Source organism: Rummeliibacillus sp. NPDC094406, from assembly GCF_044763875.1.
GTDB lineage: Bacteria > Bacillota > Bacilli > Bacillales_A > Planococcaceae > Rummeliibacillus.
The window spans coordinates 268312-286191 of record NZ_JBIWGZ010000002.1 but is presented as its reverse complement, the minus strand read 5'-3'; the positions used below and the strand labels follow the sequence as shown (position 1 = coordinate 286191).

The 17880-nt window shown below is 35.0% G+C and carries 21 protein-coding genes; all 21 read left to right on the top strand.

Going from position 1 to position 17880, the window contains the following annotated elements; all coding sequences use genetic code 11:
• Positions 1-147 precede the first annotated feature (147 nt).
• Positions 148-1050, top strand: coding sequence for a tyrosine recombinase XerC (gene xerC, locus ACIQ4I_RS06235; protein ID WP_403094088.1), 903 nt, complete (start codon positions 148-150; stop codon positions 1048-1050).
• 23 nt (positions 1051-1073) lie between these two features.
• Complete coding sequence (gene hslV, locus ACIQ4I_RS06230; RefSeq protein WP_403094085.1) at positions 1074-1619, top strand: ATP-dependent protease subunit HslV; 546 nt, start codon at positions 1074-1076, stop codon at positions 1617-1619.
• On the top strand, positions 1616-3013 hold the full coding sequence (hslU, locus tag ACIQ4I_RS06225) for an ATP-dependent protease ATPase subunit HslU (protein WP_403094082.1): 1398 nt from the start codon (positions 1616-1618) through the stop codon (positions 3011-3013). The genes hslV and hslU overlap by 4 nt, the downstream gene beginning before the upstream one ends.
• 84 nt (positions 3014-3097) lie before the next feature.
• Entirely contained in the window at positions 3098-3877 is a 780-nt protein-coding gene (gene codY / locus ACIQ4I_RS06220) for a GTP-sensing pleiotropic transcriptional regulator CodY (protein ID WP_403094080.1), read from the top strand.
• Between the two features lie 579 nt (positions 3878-4456).
• Positions 4457-4846, top strand: coding sequence for a flagellar basal body rod protein FlgB (gene flgB / locus ACIQ4I_RS06215; protein ID WP_403094078.1), 390 nt, complete (start codon positions 4457-4459; stop codon positions 4844-4846).
• A gap of 6 nt (positions 4847-4852) precedes the next feature.
• Positions 4853-5314, top strand: coding sequence for a flagellar basal body rod protein FlgC (gene flgC, locus ACIQ4I_RS06210; protein ID WP_403094075.1), 462 nt, complete (start codon positions 4853-4855; stop codon positions 5312-5314).
• Positions 5315-5340: 26 nt separating this feature from the next.
• Positions 5341-5643, top strand: a complete 303-nt coding sequence (fliE, locus tag ACIQ4I_RS06205) for a flagellar hook-basal body complex protein FliE (RefSeq protein ID WP_403094072.1) — start codon at positions 5341-5343, stop codon at positions 5641-5643.
• Positions 5644-5703: 60 nt separating this feature from the next.
• Entirely contained in the window at positions 5704-7302 is a 1599-nt protein-coding gene (gene fliF / locus ACIQ4I_RS06200) for a flagellar basal-body MS-ring/collar protein FliF (protein WP_403094070.1), read from the top strand.
• 15 nt (positions 7303-7317) lie between these two features.
• On the top strand, positions 7318-8331 hold the full coding sequence (gene fliG / locus ACIQ4I_RS06195) for a flagellar motor switch protein FliG (protein ID WP_403094067.1): 1014 nt from the start codon (positions 7318-7320) through the stop codon (positions 8329-8331).
• Positions 8315-9091: a flagellar assembly protein FliH gene (gene fliH / locus ACIQ4I_RS06190; protein WP_403094065.1), complete on the top strand. Its 777-nt coding sequence runs from the start codon at positions 8315-8317 to the stop codon at positions 9089-9091. Before fliG ends, fliH begins: the two co-directional genes overlap by 17 nt.
• Before the next feature lie 5 nt (positions 9092-9096).
• Positions 9097-10422, top strand: coding sequence for a flagellar protein export ATPase FliI (gene fliI / locus ACIQ4I_RS06185; protein ID WP_403095089.1), 1326 nt, complete (start codon positions 9097-9099; stop codon positions 10420-10422).
• The gene (gene fliJ, locus ACIQ4I_RS06180; protein ID WP_397537512.1) at positions 10423-10872 is read left to right on the top strand and encodes a flagellar export protein FliJ; all 450 of its coding nucleotides are present in this window, start codon (positions 10423-10425) and stop codon (positions 10870-10872) included.
• Positions 10873-10876: 4 nt separating this feature from the next.
• Complete coding sequence (locus ACIQ4I_RS06175) at positions 10877-11497, top strand: MotE family protein (protein ID WP_403094063.1); 621 nt, start codon at positions 10877-10879, stop codon at positions 11495-11497.
• Positions 11498-11526: 29 nt separating this feature from the next.
• Positions 11527-12975, top strand: coding sequence for a flagellar hook-length control protein FliK (locus ACIQ4I_RS06170; RefSeq protein WP_403094060.1), 1449 nt, complete (start codon positions 11527-11529; stop codon positions 12973-12975).
• A gap of 3 nt (positions 12976-12978) precedes the next feature.
• Positions 12979-13662 (top strand): flagellar hook assembly protein FlgD, encoded by a 684-nt coding sequence (gene flgD, locus ACIQ4I_RS06165; protein WP_403094057.1) that lies wholly within the window; start codon positions 12979-12981, stop codon positions 13660-13662.
• Between the two features lie 14 nt (positions 13663-13676).
• Entirely contained in the window at positions 13677-14057 is a 381-nt protein-coding gene (locus tag ACIQ4I_RS06160) for a TIGR02530 family flagellar biosynthesis protein (protein WP_403094054.1), read from the top strand.
• Between the two features lie 81 nt (positions 14058-14138).
• Entirely contained in the window at positions 14139-14936 is a 798-nt protein-coding gene (flgG, locus tag ACIQ4I_RS06155) for a flagellar basal body rod protein FlgG (protein WP_403094051.1), read from the top strand.
• 72 nt (positions 14937-15008) lie between these two features.
• Complete coding sequence (locus tag ACIQ4I_RS06150) at positions 15009-15230, top strand: flagellar FlbD family protein (protein WP_403095086.1); 222 nt, start codon at positions 15009-15011, stop codon at positions 15228-15230.
• Positions 15220-15648, top strand: a complete 429-nt coding sequence (gene fliL, locus ACIQ4I_RS06145; protein WP_403094048.1) for a flagellar basal body-associated protein FliL — start codon at positions 15220-15222, stop codon at positions 15646-15648. The genes ACIQ4I_RS06150 and fliL overlap by 11 nt, the downstream gene beginning before the upstream one ends.
• Positions 15649-15680: 32 nt before the next feature.
• The gene (fliM, locus tag ACIQ4I_RS06140; RefSeq protein ID WP_403094046.1) at positions 15681-16676 is read left to right on the top strand and encodes a flagellar motor switch protein FliM; all 996 of its coding nucleotides are present in this window, start codon (positions 15681-15683) and stop codon (positions 16674-16676) included.
• Entirely contained in the window at positions 16669-17862 is a 1194-nt protein-coding gene (gene fliY / locus ACIQ4I_RS06135) for a flagellar motor switch phosphatase FliY (protein WP_403094044.1), read from the top strand. The genes fliM and fliY overlap by 8 nt, the downstream gene beginning before the upstream one ends.
• The last annotated feature ends 18 nt before the right edge of the window (positions 17863-17880 follow it).

Here is a 17880-nt window from a genome sequence, read left to right as displayed (position 1 = left end):
ATGTATGTGAAAAGGTAATGTACACAAATATGTCATAAATCTACTGAAAATTGCCATAGTCTAAGTTGTTAGAAAGCGTTCTCACTTTATATAATTGATTGGCAGTGAGAAAATAGAATTGAGAACATGAGTAAATGAGGTGTTCCGATGAACAACATACAATTTGATCAGGCAATTGAACAGTTTGTTACTTATATTCAACTAGAAAAAAACTTTTCACCTTTAACAGTTCGAGACTATCGAGCGGATATACTCGAATTTTTCGTATTTCTACAAGTAGAAGCTGTGGCGGATTTGGCTCAAGTCGAATACATACACGCTAGACTTTATGTAACTAAAATGTATGAAGAAAAAAAAGCGAGAACAACAATCTCAAGAAAGATTTCTTCTATCCGTTCCTTTTTCAAATTTTTAAATAAGGAATATGATTTGGACGACACTGCATTTCAAGCGTTATATCATCCAAAAAAAGAAGTAAGGTTACCACACTTTTTTTACGAAGAAGAACTAACGAAACTTTTCAAGGCCAATGAAGGTACAGATTCAAAATCATTACGCAATATGGCTATCTTAGAGCTTCTATATGCTACTGGAATTCGTGTAAGCGAACTTACATCTATTGAATTAAAGGATATTGATTTTTCATTGAATATCCTTAGAGTGATGGGGAAAGGTAGAAAAGAGCGTTATGTACCATTTGGTCATTTTGCAGCAGAAGCAATGCAACACTATTTAGAAGAGTCTCGTCCTAAACTTATAAAAGGTATACAGCATTCTGAGTTATTTGTTAATATGCGGGGTGGCGCTCTAACAGCTAGAGGCGTTCGCTTTATATTAAACGACATGATGAAACAAGCGGAGTTACATACAACAATACACCCGCATATGTTACGACACACCTTTGCAACGCACCTTTTAAATAATGGAGCAGATTTAAGAACAGTTCAAGAATTATTAGGTCATTCAAGTTTGTCTTCAACGCAAGTTTATACGCATGTAACGAAAGAACATCTACGAAACACATATATGAATGCTCATCCCAGAGCTTAATATTTTGGAGGAGGTTTTAAAGAATGGATTTGCACGCAACAACTATATTTGCTATTCAGCACAATGGTCAAAGTGCCATGGCGGGTGATGGTCAAGTTACACTAGGAAATTCTGTAGTTATGAAACATACTGCTAAAAAAGTACGTCGTTTATATAATGGTAAAGTACTTGCAGGTTTTGCTGGTTCTGTGGCAGATGCTTTTACATTATTTGAAATGTTCGAAAGTAGATTGATGGAGTATAATGGGAATTTACAACGCGCTGCAGTAGAAGTAGCAAAACAATGGCGTGGAGATAAAATGCTACAAAAGTTGGAAGCATTATTACTTGTCATGAATAGTGAGACTTTATTGTTAGTATCTGGATCGGGTGAAGTAATTGAACCAGATGACGGAATTTTAGCTATTGGTTCCGGAGGGAATTATGCATTGTCAGCTGGTAGAGCATTAAAACAATATGCTGGAGATCAGATGACTGCAAAAGAAATTGCGAAGGCATCTTTAGAAATTGCAGCAGATATTTGTGTATTTACGAACCATAATATTATTGTGGAGGATCTAAAAGTATGACACAACAAAACACCCCTAGAGAAATGATGGAGTATTTGAATCGTTATATTGTAGGCCAAAACCAAGCTAAACGAGCAGTCGCTGTAGCACTTCGTAATCGATATCGCAGACAATTACTTTCTGAAGAGATGAAAAACGAAGTAATACCAAAAAACATTTTAATGATTGGTCCAACTGGTGTTGGTAAAACTGAAATTGCTAGACGTATTGCTCGCCTTGTGAAAGCTCCATTTCTTAAAGTAGAAGCCACAAAATTTACAGAAGTAGGCTATGTTGGGCGTGATGTAGAATCAATGGTTCGAGATTTGGTTGAAATCTCTAACCGCCTAGTAAAAGAAGAGAAACAAGAAGAAGTTAAAGAACAAGCTGAACGTTTAGCAAATGATCAAATTGTTAAGCTGCTAGTACCTAGTATGCGTAAGAAGCAAACAACGCAAAATCCTTTTGAAGCTCTTTTTGGTCAAAAAAATGACACGTCAGAAGAGAATACAGAAGAAGATAAACAAGTTACCTTAAAACGTTCTCAAATAGCCGATAATTTACGCGATGGGAAATTAGAAAACGAATGGGTAACTGTTGAAGTAACAGAACAACAAACCAATATGATGGGCATGTTCCCTGGTGGCGGAATGGATATGGGTGGAACGAATATGGGCGATATGCTTTCGAGTTTAATGCCACCTAAAAAGAAAAAACGCCGCTTACAAGTAAAAGATGCTAGACGTATCTTAACAATCGAAGAAGCAAACAAACTAATTGATAGCGATGAAGTATCAGAAGAAGCTATTCTTCGTGCTGAACAATCCGGTATTATTTTTATTGATGAAATTGATAAAATAGCGACAAGAAACAACAGTAGCGGTGGTAATGCGAATGTTTCACGTGAAGGTGTTCAACGTGATATATTGCCGATTGTAGAGGGCTCAACTGTAAATACGAAATATGGTCCTGTGAGAACAGACTTTATGTTATTTATGGCAGCAGGAGCGTTCCATATGTCTAAACCATCTGATTTGATACCTGAATTACAAGGGCGATTCCCAATTCGTGTAGAATTGGAAAAGTTGACGAAGGAAGATTTTGTACGTATTTTAAAAGAGCCAGATCATTCACTTATCTTGCAATATCAAGCTTTACTTGCTACTGAAGGTGTTGAAATTGTGTTTACAGATGAAGCTATCGAACGTATTGCTGAAATTGCAACAAATGTAAACCAAGATTCAGACAATATTGGTGCAAGACGCTTGCATACTATTCTTGAACGCCTCTTAGAAGAGCTATCCTTCGAAGCTGCGGATATTTCACCAGCACATATAGAAATTACAGAAAGCTACGTTGACCAAAAACTTAGCGAAATTGTCAAGAATAAAGATTTGTCACAGTTTATTTTATAGTTTATAATCTAAGATATTGCACAAAATTTAAAACCTTTTGAATATTGCATAAATTAAGGAAAATTAACAGGAGGCTAAATAAAAATGAATTTATTAGCTAAAACAAGAAGAATTAATTCGATGCTTCAAGCATCAGCAGGTAGACCAGTTAACTTTAAAGAAATGGCTGAAACACTTGGTGAAGTGATCGAAAGTAACGTTTATATCGTAAGCCGTAAAGGTAAATTACTTGGTATTGCTGCAAATCAACAAATTGAAAACGAACGTTTGAAAAAAATGCTTGAAGAACGTCAATTCCCAGAAGAATACACTCGCCACTTATACGACTTCTCTGAAACTGCTTCTAACTTAGATGTCTTCGATGAACATAGTGCATTCCCCGTTGAAACTCAAGAAGTATTCAAATCTGGTTTAACAACAATTGTACCAATTAATGGTGGCGGAGAACGTTTAGGAACACTAGTACTTGCACGTTTAGAAAGTAAATTTGAAGATGACGAATTAATCCTAGCTGAATATGGCGCAACTGTAGTAGGTATGGAAATCCTTCGTGAAAAAGCTGAAGAAATTGAAGAAGAGGCTCGTAGCAAAGCTGTTGTTCAAATGGCTATTAACTCACTATCTTACAGTGAACTTGAAGCAATTGAACATATCTTTGAAGAATTAGATGGTTCTGAAGGATTATTAGTTGCTTCTAAAATTGCGGATCGAGTTGGGATTACTCGTTCAGTAATCGTTAATGCATTACGTAAATTAGAATCAGCGGGCGTTATCGAATCTCGCTCATTAGGTATGAAAGGTACTTATATTAAAGTATTGAATAGTAAATTTTTAAATGCATTAGCAGAAATTAAAATGCGTTAATGAAATAACTGATTAAAAACCTTTTCTGTAAAAGACAGAAAAGGTTTTTTTTCGTCTGTTAAGCTAATGAGCATTATAACTGTGTTACCACTTAACTATCAAGTATGATGCCGGTTTTTAACAAGCTAAGCTTCTAAGTTTCACTTATGACAAATTAATTGTATGAATAGTAGTTATTTAGAATTATTATTTCAGTTTAATATGATTTTTTTAATAAAAAAATGATATCTACCTTCCGTAATGACTTTTAGAGTGAAATGAAAATTAACAGGAAGAAAGTAAGAGAAATATTTTACCAAAAAATTATTATAAAAGTGAATTTTTAACACTGAAAAAGATGCAATAGCCTATATTTTATCGTTTTCTACTATATATATAGTGAAAATATACTGTGATTACAAAGTATCAATATATTAACGAGAAAAATGCTTTCGCTACCATTTTTTATATAAAAATAGTTTATTTGTCCTATTAAAAAGATGATATAAATGATAGACACTTTATAACATCTTTATTACAATTAGAAAGTGATGAAATATTAGGGAATTTGGCATTTTTAGTCGAATTGAGGTGAACGATTTGAGCTTTTTTGGAGGCACTATAAGTAATATAGAAAATGGATTGTCATATGCCAGCGTAAAACAAAAAACAATAGCACAAAATATAGCAAATGTTGATACACCTAACTATAAAGCGAAAGATGTAAGTTTTAGTAAAATGTTGTCAGATGCTCAAGATTCATACATAAAAGCGTATCGGACTAGCGATAAGCATATTGATTTTCAAACTGATTCCCAAACACCGGGTGTATATAGTTACTCTAATTTGAGTTATAGAGAAAATGGGAATGGTGTGGATATGGATAAAGAACAGGCAAGTTTAGCAAAAAATACACTTTATTATAATGCATTAATCGATCGAGTTAATGGTAAGTTAAATTCACTGTTAACCGTTGCCAAAGGAGGATAATTCAATTTGACGATTTTCCAAAGTATGGACACAACTGGATCTGCTTTGACAGCACAACGACTTCGAATGGATGTAATTTCTTCTAATATGGCGAATGTTGATACAACACGTGCAAAAAAGGTAAATGGTGAATGGGTTCCCTACACAAGAAAAACTGTATCCTTAGTTCCAAAAGAAAATTCGTTTTCAAATTACCTAAATGTAGCTATGGGTAGTGGTGGAAATGCATCAGTGGGAAATGGTGTGAAAGTTACAAGTATAAATGAGGATACTAAAACCCCATATAAACTCGTTTATGACCCAACTAATCCAGATGCAAATAAAGATGGATATGTTCAGACTTCAAATGTAGATTCATTAAAAGAAATGGTAGATTTAATTTCAGCAACAAGATCTTATGAAGCAAACGTAACCGTATTTAATGCCAATAAATCAATGCTATCTAAAGCGCTTGAAATTGGTAAGTAATTTTAACTAAGGAAGGATGAGGAATAATGGCGATTTCACAAGTTTCTATTACACAACCAGTTCAACCAACATTGACGCAAACAGTGTCACAGACAATTCCGTCAAATAAAGAAAGCTTTGGATCGGTATTAAAAAATGCTATTTCTGCTGTTAATGATAGTCAAATAGCATCTGATAAGATGACAGATAAATTAGTAAATGGAGAAGATGTAGAGCTTCATGATGTAATGATTTCTGCTCAAAAGGCAAATATCACATTAAATACCGCATTACAGGTCCGCAACAAAGTAGTAGAGGCTTACCAAGAAATTATGCGAATGACAGTTTAATAGAAAGGTTATCGCAATGATATAAGAATTTGAAACAGTCACTATAACCGGAGGCTTAAAATGAATGAAAGACTAAAGAATATCAAAACCAAATTCGGTGGGTTTTGGGGTAGTCGAACAAAAGTGCAAAAAGGTACAATTATCGGTTCAATTCTAGCTGTATTATTAATTGCTTCTATTATTACATACTTTGCTACGAGAGTAACATATGCACCTTTATATTCAGACTTATCAGCTGCTGAAGTTGGACAAATTAAAGAACAGTTAGATTCAAAGGGAGTTAAGTATCAAGTTACAAATGGCGGAACTGCTATTGCAGTACCAGCTGATCAAGTAGATAACTTAAAAGTAGATTTAGCATCACAAGGATATCCACAATCTGGTCAAATTGATTACTCTTTCTTCTCAAAAAATGCAGGCTTCGGTATGACAGATAATGAGTTTAATGTATTAAAATTAGCATCTATGCAAACAGAGCTTGCAAACCTTATGAAGGAAGTAAAAGGTGTCAAAGACGCAAAAGTAATGCTTACATTACCTCAACAAGGCGTATTCGTTAGTGATACGCAACAAGAAGCTAGTGCTTCCATCGTATTAAATACTGAACCAGGCTATCAGTTTTCAGATTCACAAATTCAAACATTATATAATTTAGCATCAAAAAGTGTGCCTAATTTAAAACCTGAAAATATTGTTATTACAAACCAGTATTTTGAATACTACGATTTGAATTCACAAAGTTCATCTGGGAATGGTATAGGATCATCAGATGCAGAGAAACAGTTATCAGTAAAAAAACAAATAGAACGTGATCTGCAACGTCAAGTACAAACAATGCTTGGACAATTAATGGGAGCTGGGAAAGCGGCTGTTTCGGTAACGACTGATATTGACTTTACACAAGAAAAACGAAAAGAAGATTTAGTTGAACCAGTTGACAAAAAGAATATGGCTGGTATCCAAATTAGTGCTCAAAAGATTAGTGAAACTTATACAGGTACAGGAGCTGCTGCTGGTGGAACACCAGAAGCAGGGCAAAGTACAGATAACTTTACAAATTATCAATCATCAACTAACGGAAACGGTGATTATGAAAAAACGCAAGATACAGTTAACTACGAAGTAAATCGTATTCACCGACAAATTCAAGAAAGTCCTTATCGTATTCGTGATATTGGAATTCAAGTGCTGATTGAACCACCAAAACCAAATGATCCAACATCATTGCCGGCTTCTACACAAACAGATATTAAAAATATGCTTAATTCAATTGTACGCACTTCAATTGATAAGAATGAAGCTGGACAGTTAACAAACGCTCAATTAAATCAAAAAGTGACAGTTGGCGTTGAAAAATTAAATGGAAATGTGAATCCAGTTACAACTCAAAGTTCAATTCCATGGTGGATATGGGTTGTTGGCGGTATTTTGCTAGTTGTGATTATTCTATTAATTTTCTTTATTATTCGTTCAAGAAGACAAGAAGAATATGAAGATGAGGAATACGAATATGCAGATGAGGAATCTTTAGAAGTAGATGATATTTCTGAAGAAAAAGAAACCGAAACGACACTACGTCGAAAACAACTCGAAAAGATGGCTAAAGAAAAACCAGATGAGTTTGCAAAATTACTAAGAACTTGGATTTCAGAAGATTAGTGGGAGGTTTAAGCTGTGGTTAAGAAAGAAAAAGACCTATCTGGTAAACAAAAAGCAGCACTCCTATTAATTTCATTAGGACCAGAAGTCTCAGCTGCTGTTTACAAACATTTAAATGAAGAAGAAATTGAAAGACTAACATTAGAAATCTCAAGCGTTAAAAAAGTAGAACCAGAAATAAAAGAGGGAATCATTGAAGAATTCCACAATATCGCACTTGCGCAAGACTACATTTCGCAAGGCGGTATTGGTTATGCCAAAACAGTATTAGAAAAAGCACTTGGAAATGATCAAGCACAAGCAATAATTAACCGATTAACATCATCTCTACAAGTAAGACCATTTGACTTTGCACGCCGTACAGACCCTGCTCAGATATTTAACTTTATCCAAAATGAACATCCGCAAACGATTGCATTAATTCTATCTTATTTAGAACCGCAACAAGCAGGTGTAATTCTTTCTTCTTTACCACAAGAAGTTCAAGCTGATATTGCAAAACGTATAGCAACAATGGATTCTACTTCTCCTGAAGTGATAAGTGAAATTGAATCTGTCCTTGAACGAAAATTATCATCAACTGTTACCCAAGATTACACAGAAACTGGTGGCGTAGATGCAGTGGTTGAAGTTCTGAATGGCGTTGATCGTCAAACTGAAAAAACAATTCTTGATGCACTTGAAATTCAAGATCCAGAACTTGCAGAAGAAATTAAAAAACGGATGTTTGTTTTCGAAGATATTGTTACATTGGACAATCGTTCGATTCAACGTGTTATTCGTGACTGCGAAAACGAAGACTTACTACTTGCTATGAAAGTTTCAAGTGAAGAAGTAAAGGAAATTATATTCAAAAACATGTCACAACGAATGGCAGAGACATTCAAAGAAGAAATGGAAGTAATGGGTCCTGTTCGTTTAAGAGATGTAGAAGAGGCACAATCTCGAATTGTTGCTGTAACACGTCGATTAGAGGATGCAGGTGAAATTATTATTGCTCGTGGCGGAGGAGATGACGTCATTGTCTAGGATTATACGATTCGACGATCCCGAAACATCTAAAGAAAAATTCCGCACCATTGAAATAAAAGAATTATTCCTTTCACAAGAAGATGTAGAAGAAGATATAACACCACATAATATTCTGGAAGAAAGAGATAAGCTACTCAGTGAAGCTCATCAAAATATCCAATATCAAAGAGAAGCCTTTGAAAAGCAATGTTTGAGTGAGCGACAAGCGTTGGATGAAGCAAAAAACAAATGGCAAGAGGATAAAATCGTATTACAGCAACAGGCTTATGACGAAAGTTTTCAGCAAGGCCTTGAAGAAGGTCGCTTGAAAGCGGAAGCTAATATGTCAGAAGCAATTCAATTGGCAAATAATACAATTATTCAATCGAAGGCAAATGCAGAGCAGTATTTACAAGAACAAGAAGAAATCATATTAGATCTTGCTATTCGCTCCGCTGAGAGAATACTAGGTACAACTTTAGAAGAAAATCCTGAGCGATTCATCGATATCGTCCGAAGAGGATTAAAAGAAGCAAGAGAAATGAAAGAAATCAAATTATATGTCTCGCCAACTTATCACCAACTGATAACGGATCATCGCGAAGAGTTATGTTCAATGTTCCCAGTCGGCGTTCCATTTATGATATTTGTTAATGAGGATATCGGAGAAATGGATTGTTATATTGAAACAAATCACGGCAGAATTATGGTTAGTATCGACCAGCAGTTAAATGAACTAAGATTAAAACTTGTAGAAATTTTAGAAAGCGTGGATTGAGTATGATGAAAGCGGCAGATTTATTAGAGCATATATCATCCATACAAACTTTCAAAAAGTTTGGCAGAGTTACAAAAGTTGTCGGCTTAATGATTGAATCACAAGGACCAGATAGCTCAATTGGGGATGTATGTAAAATCCACGTAAATACTGTCAAACATGGTCACCAAGAAATTCTCGCTGAAGTAGTAGGATTTAAAGATGAAATCGTAGTGTTAATGCCATATACATCTCTCCGTGAAATTTCAATTGGCTGTTTAGTTGAAGGAACTGGAACCCCTTTAGAAGTTAAGGTAGGGCCAGAACTTATTGGGAAAGTTTTAAATTCAATGGGTTTACCGATTGATGGGAGTAACTTGCCAAAAGGTTTGGCGACAGTACAAACAGAAGAAGATCCTCCTAATCCTTTAACTAGACCACCAATAGACGAAACACTAGAGGTTGGTGTTAAAGCAATTGACGGTATGTTGACAGTAGGGATGGGCCAACGTGTTGGTATCTTTGCTGGTTCAGGTGTCGGGAAATCAACTCTACTTGGAATGATTGCTCGAAATACTGTTGCTGACTTAAATGTTATAGCACTGGTTGGTGAACGTGGACGAGAAGTTAGAGAGTTCATCGAACGTGACTTAGGTCCAGAAGGTTTAAAAAGATCAATCGTAGTTGCTGCAACATCTGATCAGCCAGCATTAATGCGGATAAAAGGTGCATTCACAGCAACCGCTATTGCTGAATATTTCCGTAATAAAGGGTTAAATGTCATGCTCATGATGGATTCTGTTACACGTGTTGCGATGGCACAGCGAGAAATTGGACTTGCAACTGGTGAACCACCTGCTCAAAAAGGATATACACCTTCAGTTTTCGGGATACTGCCAAAGCTGCTAGAACGTACAGGTACAAATGAAAAAGGGTCTATTACAGCATTCTATACAGTACTAGTAGATGGTGATGATATGAATGAACCAATCGCAGATACTGTACGAGGTATACTTGACGGACATATTGTCTTAGATAGAACGTTAGCCAACAAAGGCCAATATCCTGCAATCAATGTTTTGAAGAGTGTTAGTCGATTAATGAATCATATTGCAACGCCCGAACATGTAAAAGCGGCAGAGCTTCTTAGAGAACTTTATTACACCTATGATAAATCAGAGGATTTGATTAATATCGGTGCCTATAAAAAAGGTACATCAAAAGAAATAGATGAAGCCATATTTTACGAGCCATTGATTACATCATTTCTAAAACAAGGCTATATGGATAAAGTAAGTATGGAAGATAGTGTTGCTGAATTAGTGAAATTATCGAATGGCGGTGGTCGGTAAATGCAAGTTTATAAATATCGCTTTGATAAAGTGATAACCGTGAAACAACAAGAAAAAGATCAAACTGAAATCGCATATAAAGATGCTAGTAAGTCATTTGAGGATGTAGCTACAAAGTTATACGATCTCTTGAGAAAAAAGGAAGATTTAATCGTTTTTCAAGAAAAGAAATTAGCAAATGGGGCAACGATTGATGAAATCCATCACTATTCAAGATTTTTAGATAGTGTTGAAAAATCAATAGACGATACTCAACAAAAAGTTATCCGTGCTCGCTCTAAAATGGAATGGCATAAAGATAAATTGCTAGAAAAATCATTAGAATGTCGAAAATATGAAAAGATGAAAGAAAAGGATTATCAAACCTATCAAAAAGAACAAGATCGTCTTGAAATGATTCAATTAGATGAACTTTCTTCCATCGCTTATTACAACAATGAAATCAGGTGAGAACATGGCAACAAAGCCTAGAAAAAAAGTAAATAAGCAAAGGTCACAAGTCGAAGAAGTAGAAGAGGAAAAGAAACCTAGCATCATTCAGAAGTTATTCTTTTGGGGTATTATCCCATTTCTCTTCGTATCTGCTGTTCTCCTGATAGCGGCAGAGGTTACAGGTACAAATGTTTTTGAAAAAGCCAAAGAAATAACCGGAACTTCTTCATCGGATGAAAAAGCGAAAGATGCAACAAAATTCAACTCTAATAACGAAAAACAAATTGCAGATTTGAAAGCACAAGTTCAAGAAAAGGATGCAGAAATCGCCAAATTGCATGGAGAAGTTGAAGATTCGAAAAGTGCTAAGTCTAAAATGGCAATTGAAAAACATCGTTTAGAATTACAGATCAAAAAAATTGAAAAAGGGAATAACGTGACTCAAGCGCAATTTAGTGATCTTGTTACAACTTATGAAAAAATGACGCCAAAAGCTGCTGCACCAGCTATTATAAACATGAAGGATTCAGAGGCATTGAAAATTCTTTCAAAATTAAAACCAGATACTCTAGCAGCAATTCTAGAAAAAATGCCACCTAATAAAGCTGCACATTATACAGAATTGCTATCTAAAGGCAACTAATTAATTGTACGTTGAAAGGAGGTGAAATAGTGAATATTGAATTGCTGAAAGTTTCCAAAACAGTAAAACCAGAAGTACATAATTCTAAATCTTCATCAAATAGCAAAGGATTTGCAGAAGTGTTAACGAAGGCAAATTCTTCAGTTTCCACAAAGAATCAAGCCGAAGCAAGAAAAAGTGATTTTTCGAGAAAAGAGATAGCCACAAATCAATCAGTGAGATCAGATACAAAAGAGTCTCAAGGATCACAAGCAACAGGAGTAGTACAAGAAACTCCAGAAAGTAAAGAAACTCAAGGAAGTAAAGAAATTCCAGAAGGTAAAGAAATTCCGGAAAGTAAAGAAACAAAGGCTACAACAAGTGGATTCAAACTTGATTTATCAAAAGGTTTAGAAGGACTTCTTGGGACTGTATCTAAACTTGTAGATGATTCAAAAGGAGAACAAACGATATCTATTGATGACCTATTATCCATTATTAATGCATCATCGTTAAAAGAACTTGGTGCTACATTAGGTTTTAAACTAGAACAACAAGATTTTTCGGGAGGATTGTCACTAGATAATATCCTTCAAGCTTTAGGGATTAATAAGGAAGATTTACAAAAAGCATTACATCAGTTAACAGGAAATCAGGCCAAAGCAGAAGATGTTTGGGATATGCTTGCAGGAATTGATCAAAATCAATTTACTTTCATCCAAAATCTGATGTCATCTATTAAAGATGATTCAAGCTCTAAAATTTCTAAATCGCAAGCTTCGCAAGTTTTGCAGTTTTTGAAAGTAGTAGAACTAGTAGCTCCTAAAACAGATCTAATGGTGAAACAAGAATATCAATCATTTCAAGTAAAGGAATTGTTATCCACGCTTGCATCAGAAGTAGAACAAACTGCAGTAGCAAAAAGTGAGACGCAACTGACAAAATCAAATGATATTCAACAACTAAATATTAAATTAGCTGATACTACAGCAAACGAAAGTGTTAGCACAATCCAAACAACTTCTAAAGCTGCAACAACAACTGTTTCATTAACACTACCGACAACTAAAGCAGCTCAAGCAGAAGCATTCGTGAAAGAATTTCAAGCGATTATGAATCGTAGTCAATTTTCGAGCAATGCAGCTGGAACAAAGTTATTAATTAAGCTTTATCCAGAAAATTTAGGGTCTATTCGTGTAGAGCTTGTACAAAAAGACGGAATAATGACGGCACGATTTTTAGCATCGACGAATATTGGTAAACAAATGCTTGAAAGCCAACTACAACAGTTGAAACAAGGATTAGTAAACCAAAATATACAATTAGATCGAATTGATGTTGCTCAAGCATTAAATGAAACAAATCGTCATGAAAAAGGACAACAGCAGCAGTTCCAGAATGATTTTAGACAGCGCTCAGATGATCAGCAAAAACAGCAAAAAGATGAAGAAGAAGAGAAGTCAAACTTTAATGATTTCTTAATGGAATTGGAGGTTTAGAGAATGGCAGATACAACTGGAATAAATAATGCAGTAACAGATAAAACTGTAAAATCAGATTACTATTTATCTAATAAAAAAAACAGTACCAGAGAGACAGGCAATAGTTCATTAGATAAAGATGCTTTTTTAAAATTACTTGTTACACAATTGCAAAACCAAGATCCTACTAGTCCTATGGATGATAAAGAATTCATTGCTCAAATGGCTCAATTTTCATCCCTAGAACAAATGCAAAATGTAGCGAAATCGGTTGATACTTTATCTGAGATTTCGAAGCAATCACAGCTTATGCAATATAACAATTTTATCGGAAAAACTGTTAACTGGCATGAATTAACATCTGAAAAAGATGAAGAAGGAAATCCTATTGTAAATTCAGGAAGTGGTGTTGTAAGTAAGATTTCATATACCGGTGATAGTGTTATTATCACACTTGAAGATGGAAAAAAACTAACACCAGCTAATATTTCTGAAGTATTAAGTGGAACATCAGAAAAAAATCCAGCTAATTCACTTGTGGAAGCTAGTATGTTAATAGGGAAAAACGTATCATACACAGAAGAAAATGAAGAAATAAAAGCTACTGTGAAATCTGTTAAAAAAACTTCTGACGGCAACATTGTTTTAGTGTTATCAAATGATAAAGAAATTCAAGCAGATCAATTATCCTCTATATCTGAATAATGGAGGATTAATATATGCCGACAATTAAATATATTCAGCATCAATATCCTATACAATCAGGAATTAAACAAAAAACAGTAAATGTAAAACAACTAGAAAAGCAATCATTTAGTGAGTTATTAGCTGAAAAAACGACAAAACAGTTAAAAGTGAGCAAACATGCATCTAATAGACTCCAAGAGCGCAATATTCATATTGATGATTATCAGTGGGAACGCATTACAAACAAAGTATTTGAAGCAAAATCTAAAGGTGTCAATGATTCACTCGTTTTAACAAGCAACGCAGCTCTTATTGTAAGTGCAAAAAATGCTACAGTTATTACAGCAATGGATCGACATGAAGCTCAAGATCAATTATTTACCAACATTGATGGCACAATTGTGCTGGGATAAGGCAGGACCTTTTGAGGGTGCCTTCGTATTACCGAATGACTGAGGTAGTACACTTTAATCTGAAGGGAGAAAAATTATTTTATGTTACGTTCTATGTATTCTGGAATTAGTGGTCTACGCAATTTCCAAACAAAGTTAGATGTTATTGGTAACAATATTGCAAACGTTAACACTTCTGGTTTCAAAAAAGGTCGCGTAGTCTTTAAAGATTTAATTTCTCAAACAACACAAGGTGCCACAGCGCCTAATGGTACTCAAGGCGGAACAAATCCAAAACAAGTTGGACTTGGTTCACAAATTGCTGCAATTGATACAATTCATGAAGGAGGTTCTATGCAAACAACAAACCGAGGACTGGATTGTGCAATACAAGGCGACGGTTATTTTGTGGTATCGGATGGAACAAACAACTACTATACTCGTGCAGGTAACTTTTATTTAGATAGTACCGGAATATTAGTAACTGCTGATGGAAAGAACGTTGTAGGAGATGGTGGTCAAATTGCTGTACCTATGGATCAAGGTCCAACAGAGTTAACAATCGGTCAAGATGGTACAGTTACAGTTATGCTACCTGGTAGTACTACTCCTACAGAAGTAGGGAAAATTCAAATTGCTCGCTTTGCGAATCCTGGAGGTTTAACAAAAGTAGGCGGAAATTACTTTCAACCATCTAATAACTCTGGTGAAGCAGTTACAGGAAATGCAAAAGAAGAGGGTCGAGGTTCTATTGAATCCGGCTTCCTAGAAATGTCCAATGTTGACTTATCTGAAGAATTCACTGAAATGATAGTAGCCCAACGTGGTTTCCAAGCAAACTCACGTATTATCACAACTTCTGATGAGATTTTGCAAGAATTGGTAAATCTTAAACGATAATTGATCTGCATTTAAATTTAAGGTAAAGGAGGGGGGCTGGGCCGGCTCTTGTACACCCGGCCCTTACATCCTATGATTGCTCTAACGAAACTAAGTAAAAAACCGTTCTCATTAAATGCTTTATACATAGAATCGGTCGAGGAGTTTCCTGATACGACAATCACGTTAACGACCGGGCGAAAATATGTTGTATTAGAAACTAGGGATGAGGTTCAAAAAAGAATGATTGAATTTTATCGTAGTGTGCAACTCCTATCAAACCCGTACTTAAGAGGTGACAAAGATGAAGAATAATAAGCTATTATCGATTATGTTGATTATTTTAGTGTCAATTACGCTTATTGGAGTTGTTGCATTTGTTGTTATGACTCAATTAAATAAGGGAACAGCATCTTCAGTACAAAATATTGATGATATCGTCGCAGAGTCGGTTGATATGGAAGAAATAACAACCAATATAGCTGATGATAATTATGTTAAAATTGCACTTAAAATTCAAACATCTAGTAAAGATGCAGCTGCAGAATTGACAAAACGTGATTTCCAAGTGAAGAGTATTTTAATTGGAGAATTATCTGAAATGTCAAGAGCAGACTTGGAAGGAAAAAAAGGTAAAGAAATGCTTGAAAATACGTTAAAAATGAAGATTAATGAACTAATGCAAGATGGAGAAGTTCAACAAGTATATATTACTTCTCTCATTATTCAGTAATCATTAGTTGAATTGTACATGGAGGTGGGCAAATGGCAGGAGATGTGTTATCCCAATCCGAAATTGATGCGCTTTTATCAGCGTTATCAACAGGGGAAATGACGGCAGATGACATAAAAAAAGAAGAGGAGTCAAAAAAGGTAAAGGTCTATGACTTCAAACGTGCCCTCCGCTTCTCGAAAGATCAGATTCGTAGTTTAACGCGAATTCACGAAAACTTTGCACGCTTGCTAACAACGTTTTTCTCAGCACAGCTTAGAACTTACGTGCAAATTACTGTCGCATCAGTCGATCAAATACCATTTGAAGAGTTTATCCGATCAATTCCGAATATGACTTTGATAAATGTGTTTGAAGTTCCCCCTTTAGATGGTAATATTTTAATGGAAATCAACCCTAATATTGCTTATTCAATGTTAGATCGTTTGATGGGGGGGACAGGGTCAAGTCATAGTAACGTTGATAATCTTACAGAAATTGAAACGAAAATTATGACAAACCTATTTGAGCGTTCTTTTGATAATTTGAGAGAAGCCTGGGCGAATATTGCGGATATTGATCCAGTTTTAACAGAATTAGAAGTAAATCCGCAATTCTTACAAATGATATCACCAAATGAAACAGTTGTTGTTATTTCATTTAACTCTATCATTGGTGAAACAAGTGGTATGATCAATATTTGTATTCCACATGTTGTTTTAGAACCAATCGTTCCAAACTTATCTGTTCGATACTGGATGCAATCAAATAAAAAAGAAGTTTCTCCAGAACAAACAGCGATTATCGAAAAAAGAGTTAAGCAATCTGATTTGGAAGTTGTAGCTGAACTAGGCAATTCTGATATTAGCATTGAAGATTTCTTATTACTGCAATACGGTGATGTGATTCAACTAAATCAGAAAATTGACCAACCTCTTCCTTTAAAGGTTGGGGGAATTCCTAAATTTACCGTTCAACCAGGTAAGTTGAAAAATAGAATGGCTATTCAAGTAATAGAGTCTTTGAAAGGAGGAGACGATGATGAGTGATGATATGTTATCACAAGAAGAAATTGAAGCCTTATTAAGAGGCGAGTCTATCGATAAAAATAATGAACCGTCTTCTCAGACAGATTATAATGTGGAAGATTATTTAGATCCAATGTCTCAAGATGCACTTGGAGAAATTGGCAATATCTCTTTCGGTAGTTCAGCAACAGCTTTATCTTCATTACTAGGTCAAAAAGTTGAAATTACTACACCTACAATTAGTATGATCAACCGTGATAAGTTGGAAGAAGAATTTCCACATCCCTATGTAGCCATCCAAGTTGAATACACAATAGGCTTAATGGGAATGAACCTACTTGTTATCAAACAGTCTGATGCAGCTATTATTGCTGATTTAATGTTAGGTGGAGATGGAGTAGCTCCAGCAGATGATCTTGGAGAAATCCATTTAAGTGCTGTACAAGAAGCAATGAATCAAATGATGGGGTCTGCTGCAACATCCATGTCAACTATCTTTAATAAGAAAGTGGATATTTCACCACCAACAATCGATTTAATGAATTTTTCACAAGATCAAGGTACAGAAAATATCCCATCAGAAGAATTACTTGTTAAAGTATCATTCCGATTAAAGATAGGTAATTTAATAGATTCAAATATTATGCAATTGTTACCTTTAGAATTTAGTAAATCTTTAGTGCAACAATTGATGAATCCTGAGCAAGAAGAAGTAGCGGTTACAGCAGAAGTGCAACAAGAAAGTCCAGTTCAACAACCAGTTGCTCAAGCTGAAACAGCAACACAGTTACCTGTACAGGATTTAATGTCAACTATGCAACAACCAACTCAACCGGTATATGAACAGCCATATGCTACGATGCAACAACGAGCACCACAGCAACCTTTAAATGTTCAACAAGCTCAATTTGCTAGCTTCGAAAATACAAATTTAAAACAATCAGAAGCCAGAAACTTAAATATGTTACTTGACATACCGTTGCAAGTTACTGTTGAATTAGGTCGTACAAAGCGCTCTGTTAAAGAAATTTTAGAACTAGCAAGTGGTTCGATTATCGAGTTGGATAAATTAGCTGGTGAACCAGTAGATATTCTTGTAAATAGCCGATTAATTGCCAAAGGTGAGGTAGTTGTAATCGATGAAAACTTTGGTGTACGTATTACAGATATCTTAAGTAAAGCGGATCGACTTAATAATTTAAGATAGTAATAATTGGAGGAGTTA

Coding starts and splice junctions, on each gene's coding strand:
- fliH (WP_403094065.1), top strand. CDS start 8,315: ATGACGTCATTGTCTAGGATTATACGATTCGACGATCCCGAAACATCT.
- ACIQ4I_RS06150 (WP_403095086.1), top strand. CDS start 15,009: ATGATTGCTCTAACGAAACTAAGTAAAAAACCGTTCTCATTAAATGCT.
- fliF (WP_403094070.1), top strand. CDS start 5,704: ATGAATGAAAGACTAAAGAATATCAAAACCAAATTCGGTGGGTTTTGG.
- ACIQ4I_RS06160 (WP_403094054.1), top strand. CDS start 13,677: ATGCCGACAATTAAATATATTCAGCATCAATATCCTATACAATCAGGA.
- fliE (WP_403094072.1), top strand. CDS start 5,341: ATGGCGATTTCACAAGTTTCTATTACACAACCAGTTCAACCAACATTG.
- fliM (WP_403094046.1), top strand. CDS start 15,681: ATGGCAGGAGATGTGTTATCCCAATCCGAAATTGATGCGCTTTTATCA.
- fliY (WP_403094044.1), top strand. CDS start 16,669: ATGAGTGATGATATGTTATCACAAGAAGAAATTGAAGCCTTATTAAGA.
- fliI (WP_403095089.1), top strand. CDS start 9,097: ATGAAAGCGGCAGATTTATTAGAGCATATATCATCCATACAAACTTTC.
- ACIQ4I_RS06175 (WP_403094063.1), top strand. CDS start 10,877: ATGGCAACAAAGCCTAGAAAAAAAGTAAATAAGCAAAGGTCACAAGTC.
- hslU (WP_403094082.1), top strand. CDS start 1,616: ATGACACAACAAAACACCCCTAGAGAAATGATGGAGTATTTGAATCGT.
- fliL (WP_403094048.1), top strand. CDS start 15,220: ATGAAGAATAATAAGCTATTATCGATTATGTTGATTATTTTAGTGTCA.
- flgG (WP_403094051.1), top strand. CDS start 14,139: ATGTTACGTTCTATGTATTCTGGAATTAGTGGTCTACGCAATTTCCAA.
- hslV (WP_403094085.1), top strand. CDS start 1,074: ATGGATTTGCACGCAACAACTATATTTGCTATTCAGCACAATGGTCAA.
- fliJ (WP_397537512.1), top strand. CDS start 10,423: ATGCAAGTTTATAAATATCGCTTTGATAAAGTGATAACCGTGAAACAA.
- flgD (WP_403094057.1), top strand. CDS start 12,979: ATGGCAGATACAACTGGAATAAATAATGCAGTAACAGATAAAACTGTA.
- codY (WP_403094080.1), top strand. CDS start 3,098: ATGAATTTATTAGCTAAAACAAGAAGAATTAATTCGATGCTTCAAGCA.
- xerC (WP_403094088.1), top strand. CDS start 148: ATGAACAACATACAATTTGATCAGGCAATTGAACAGTTTGTTACTTAT.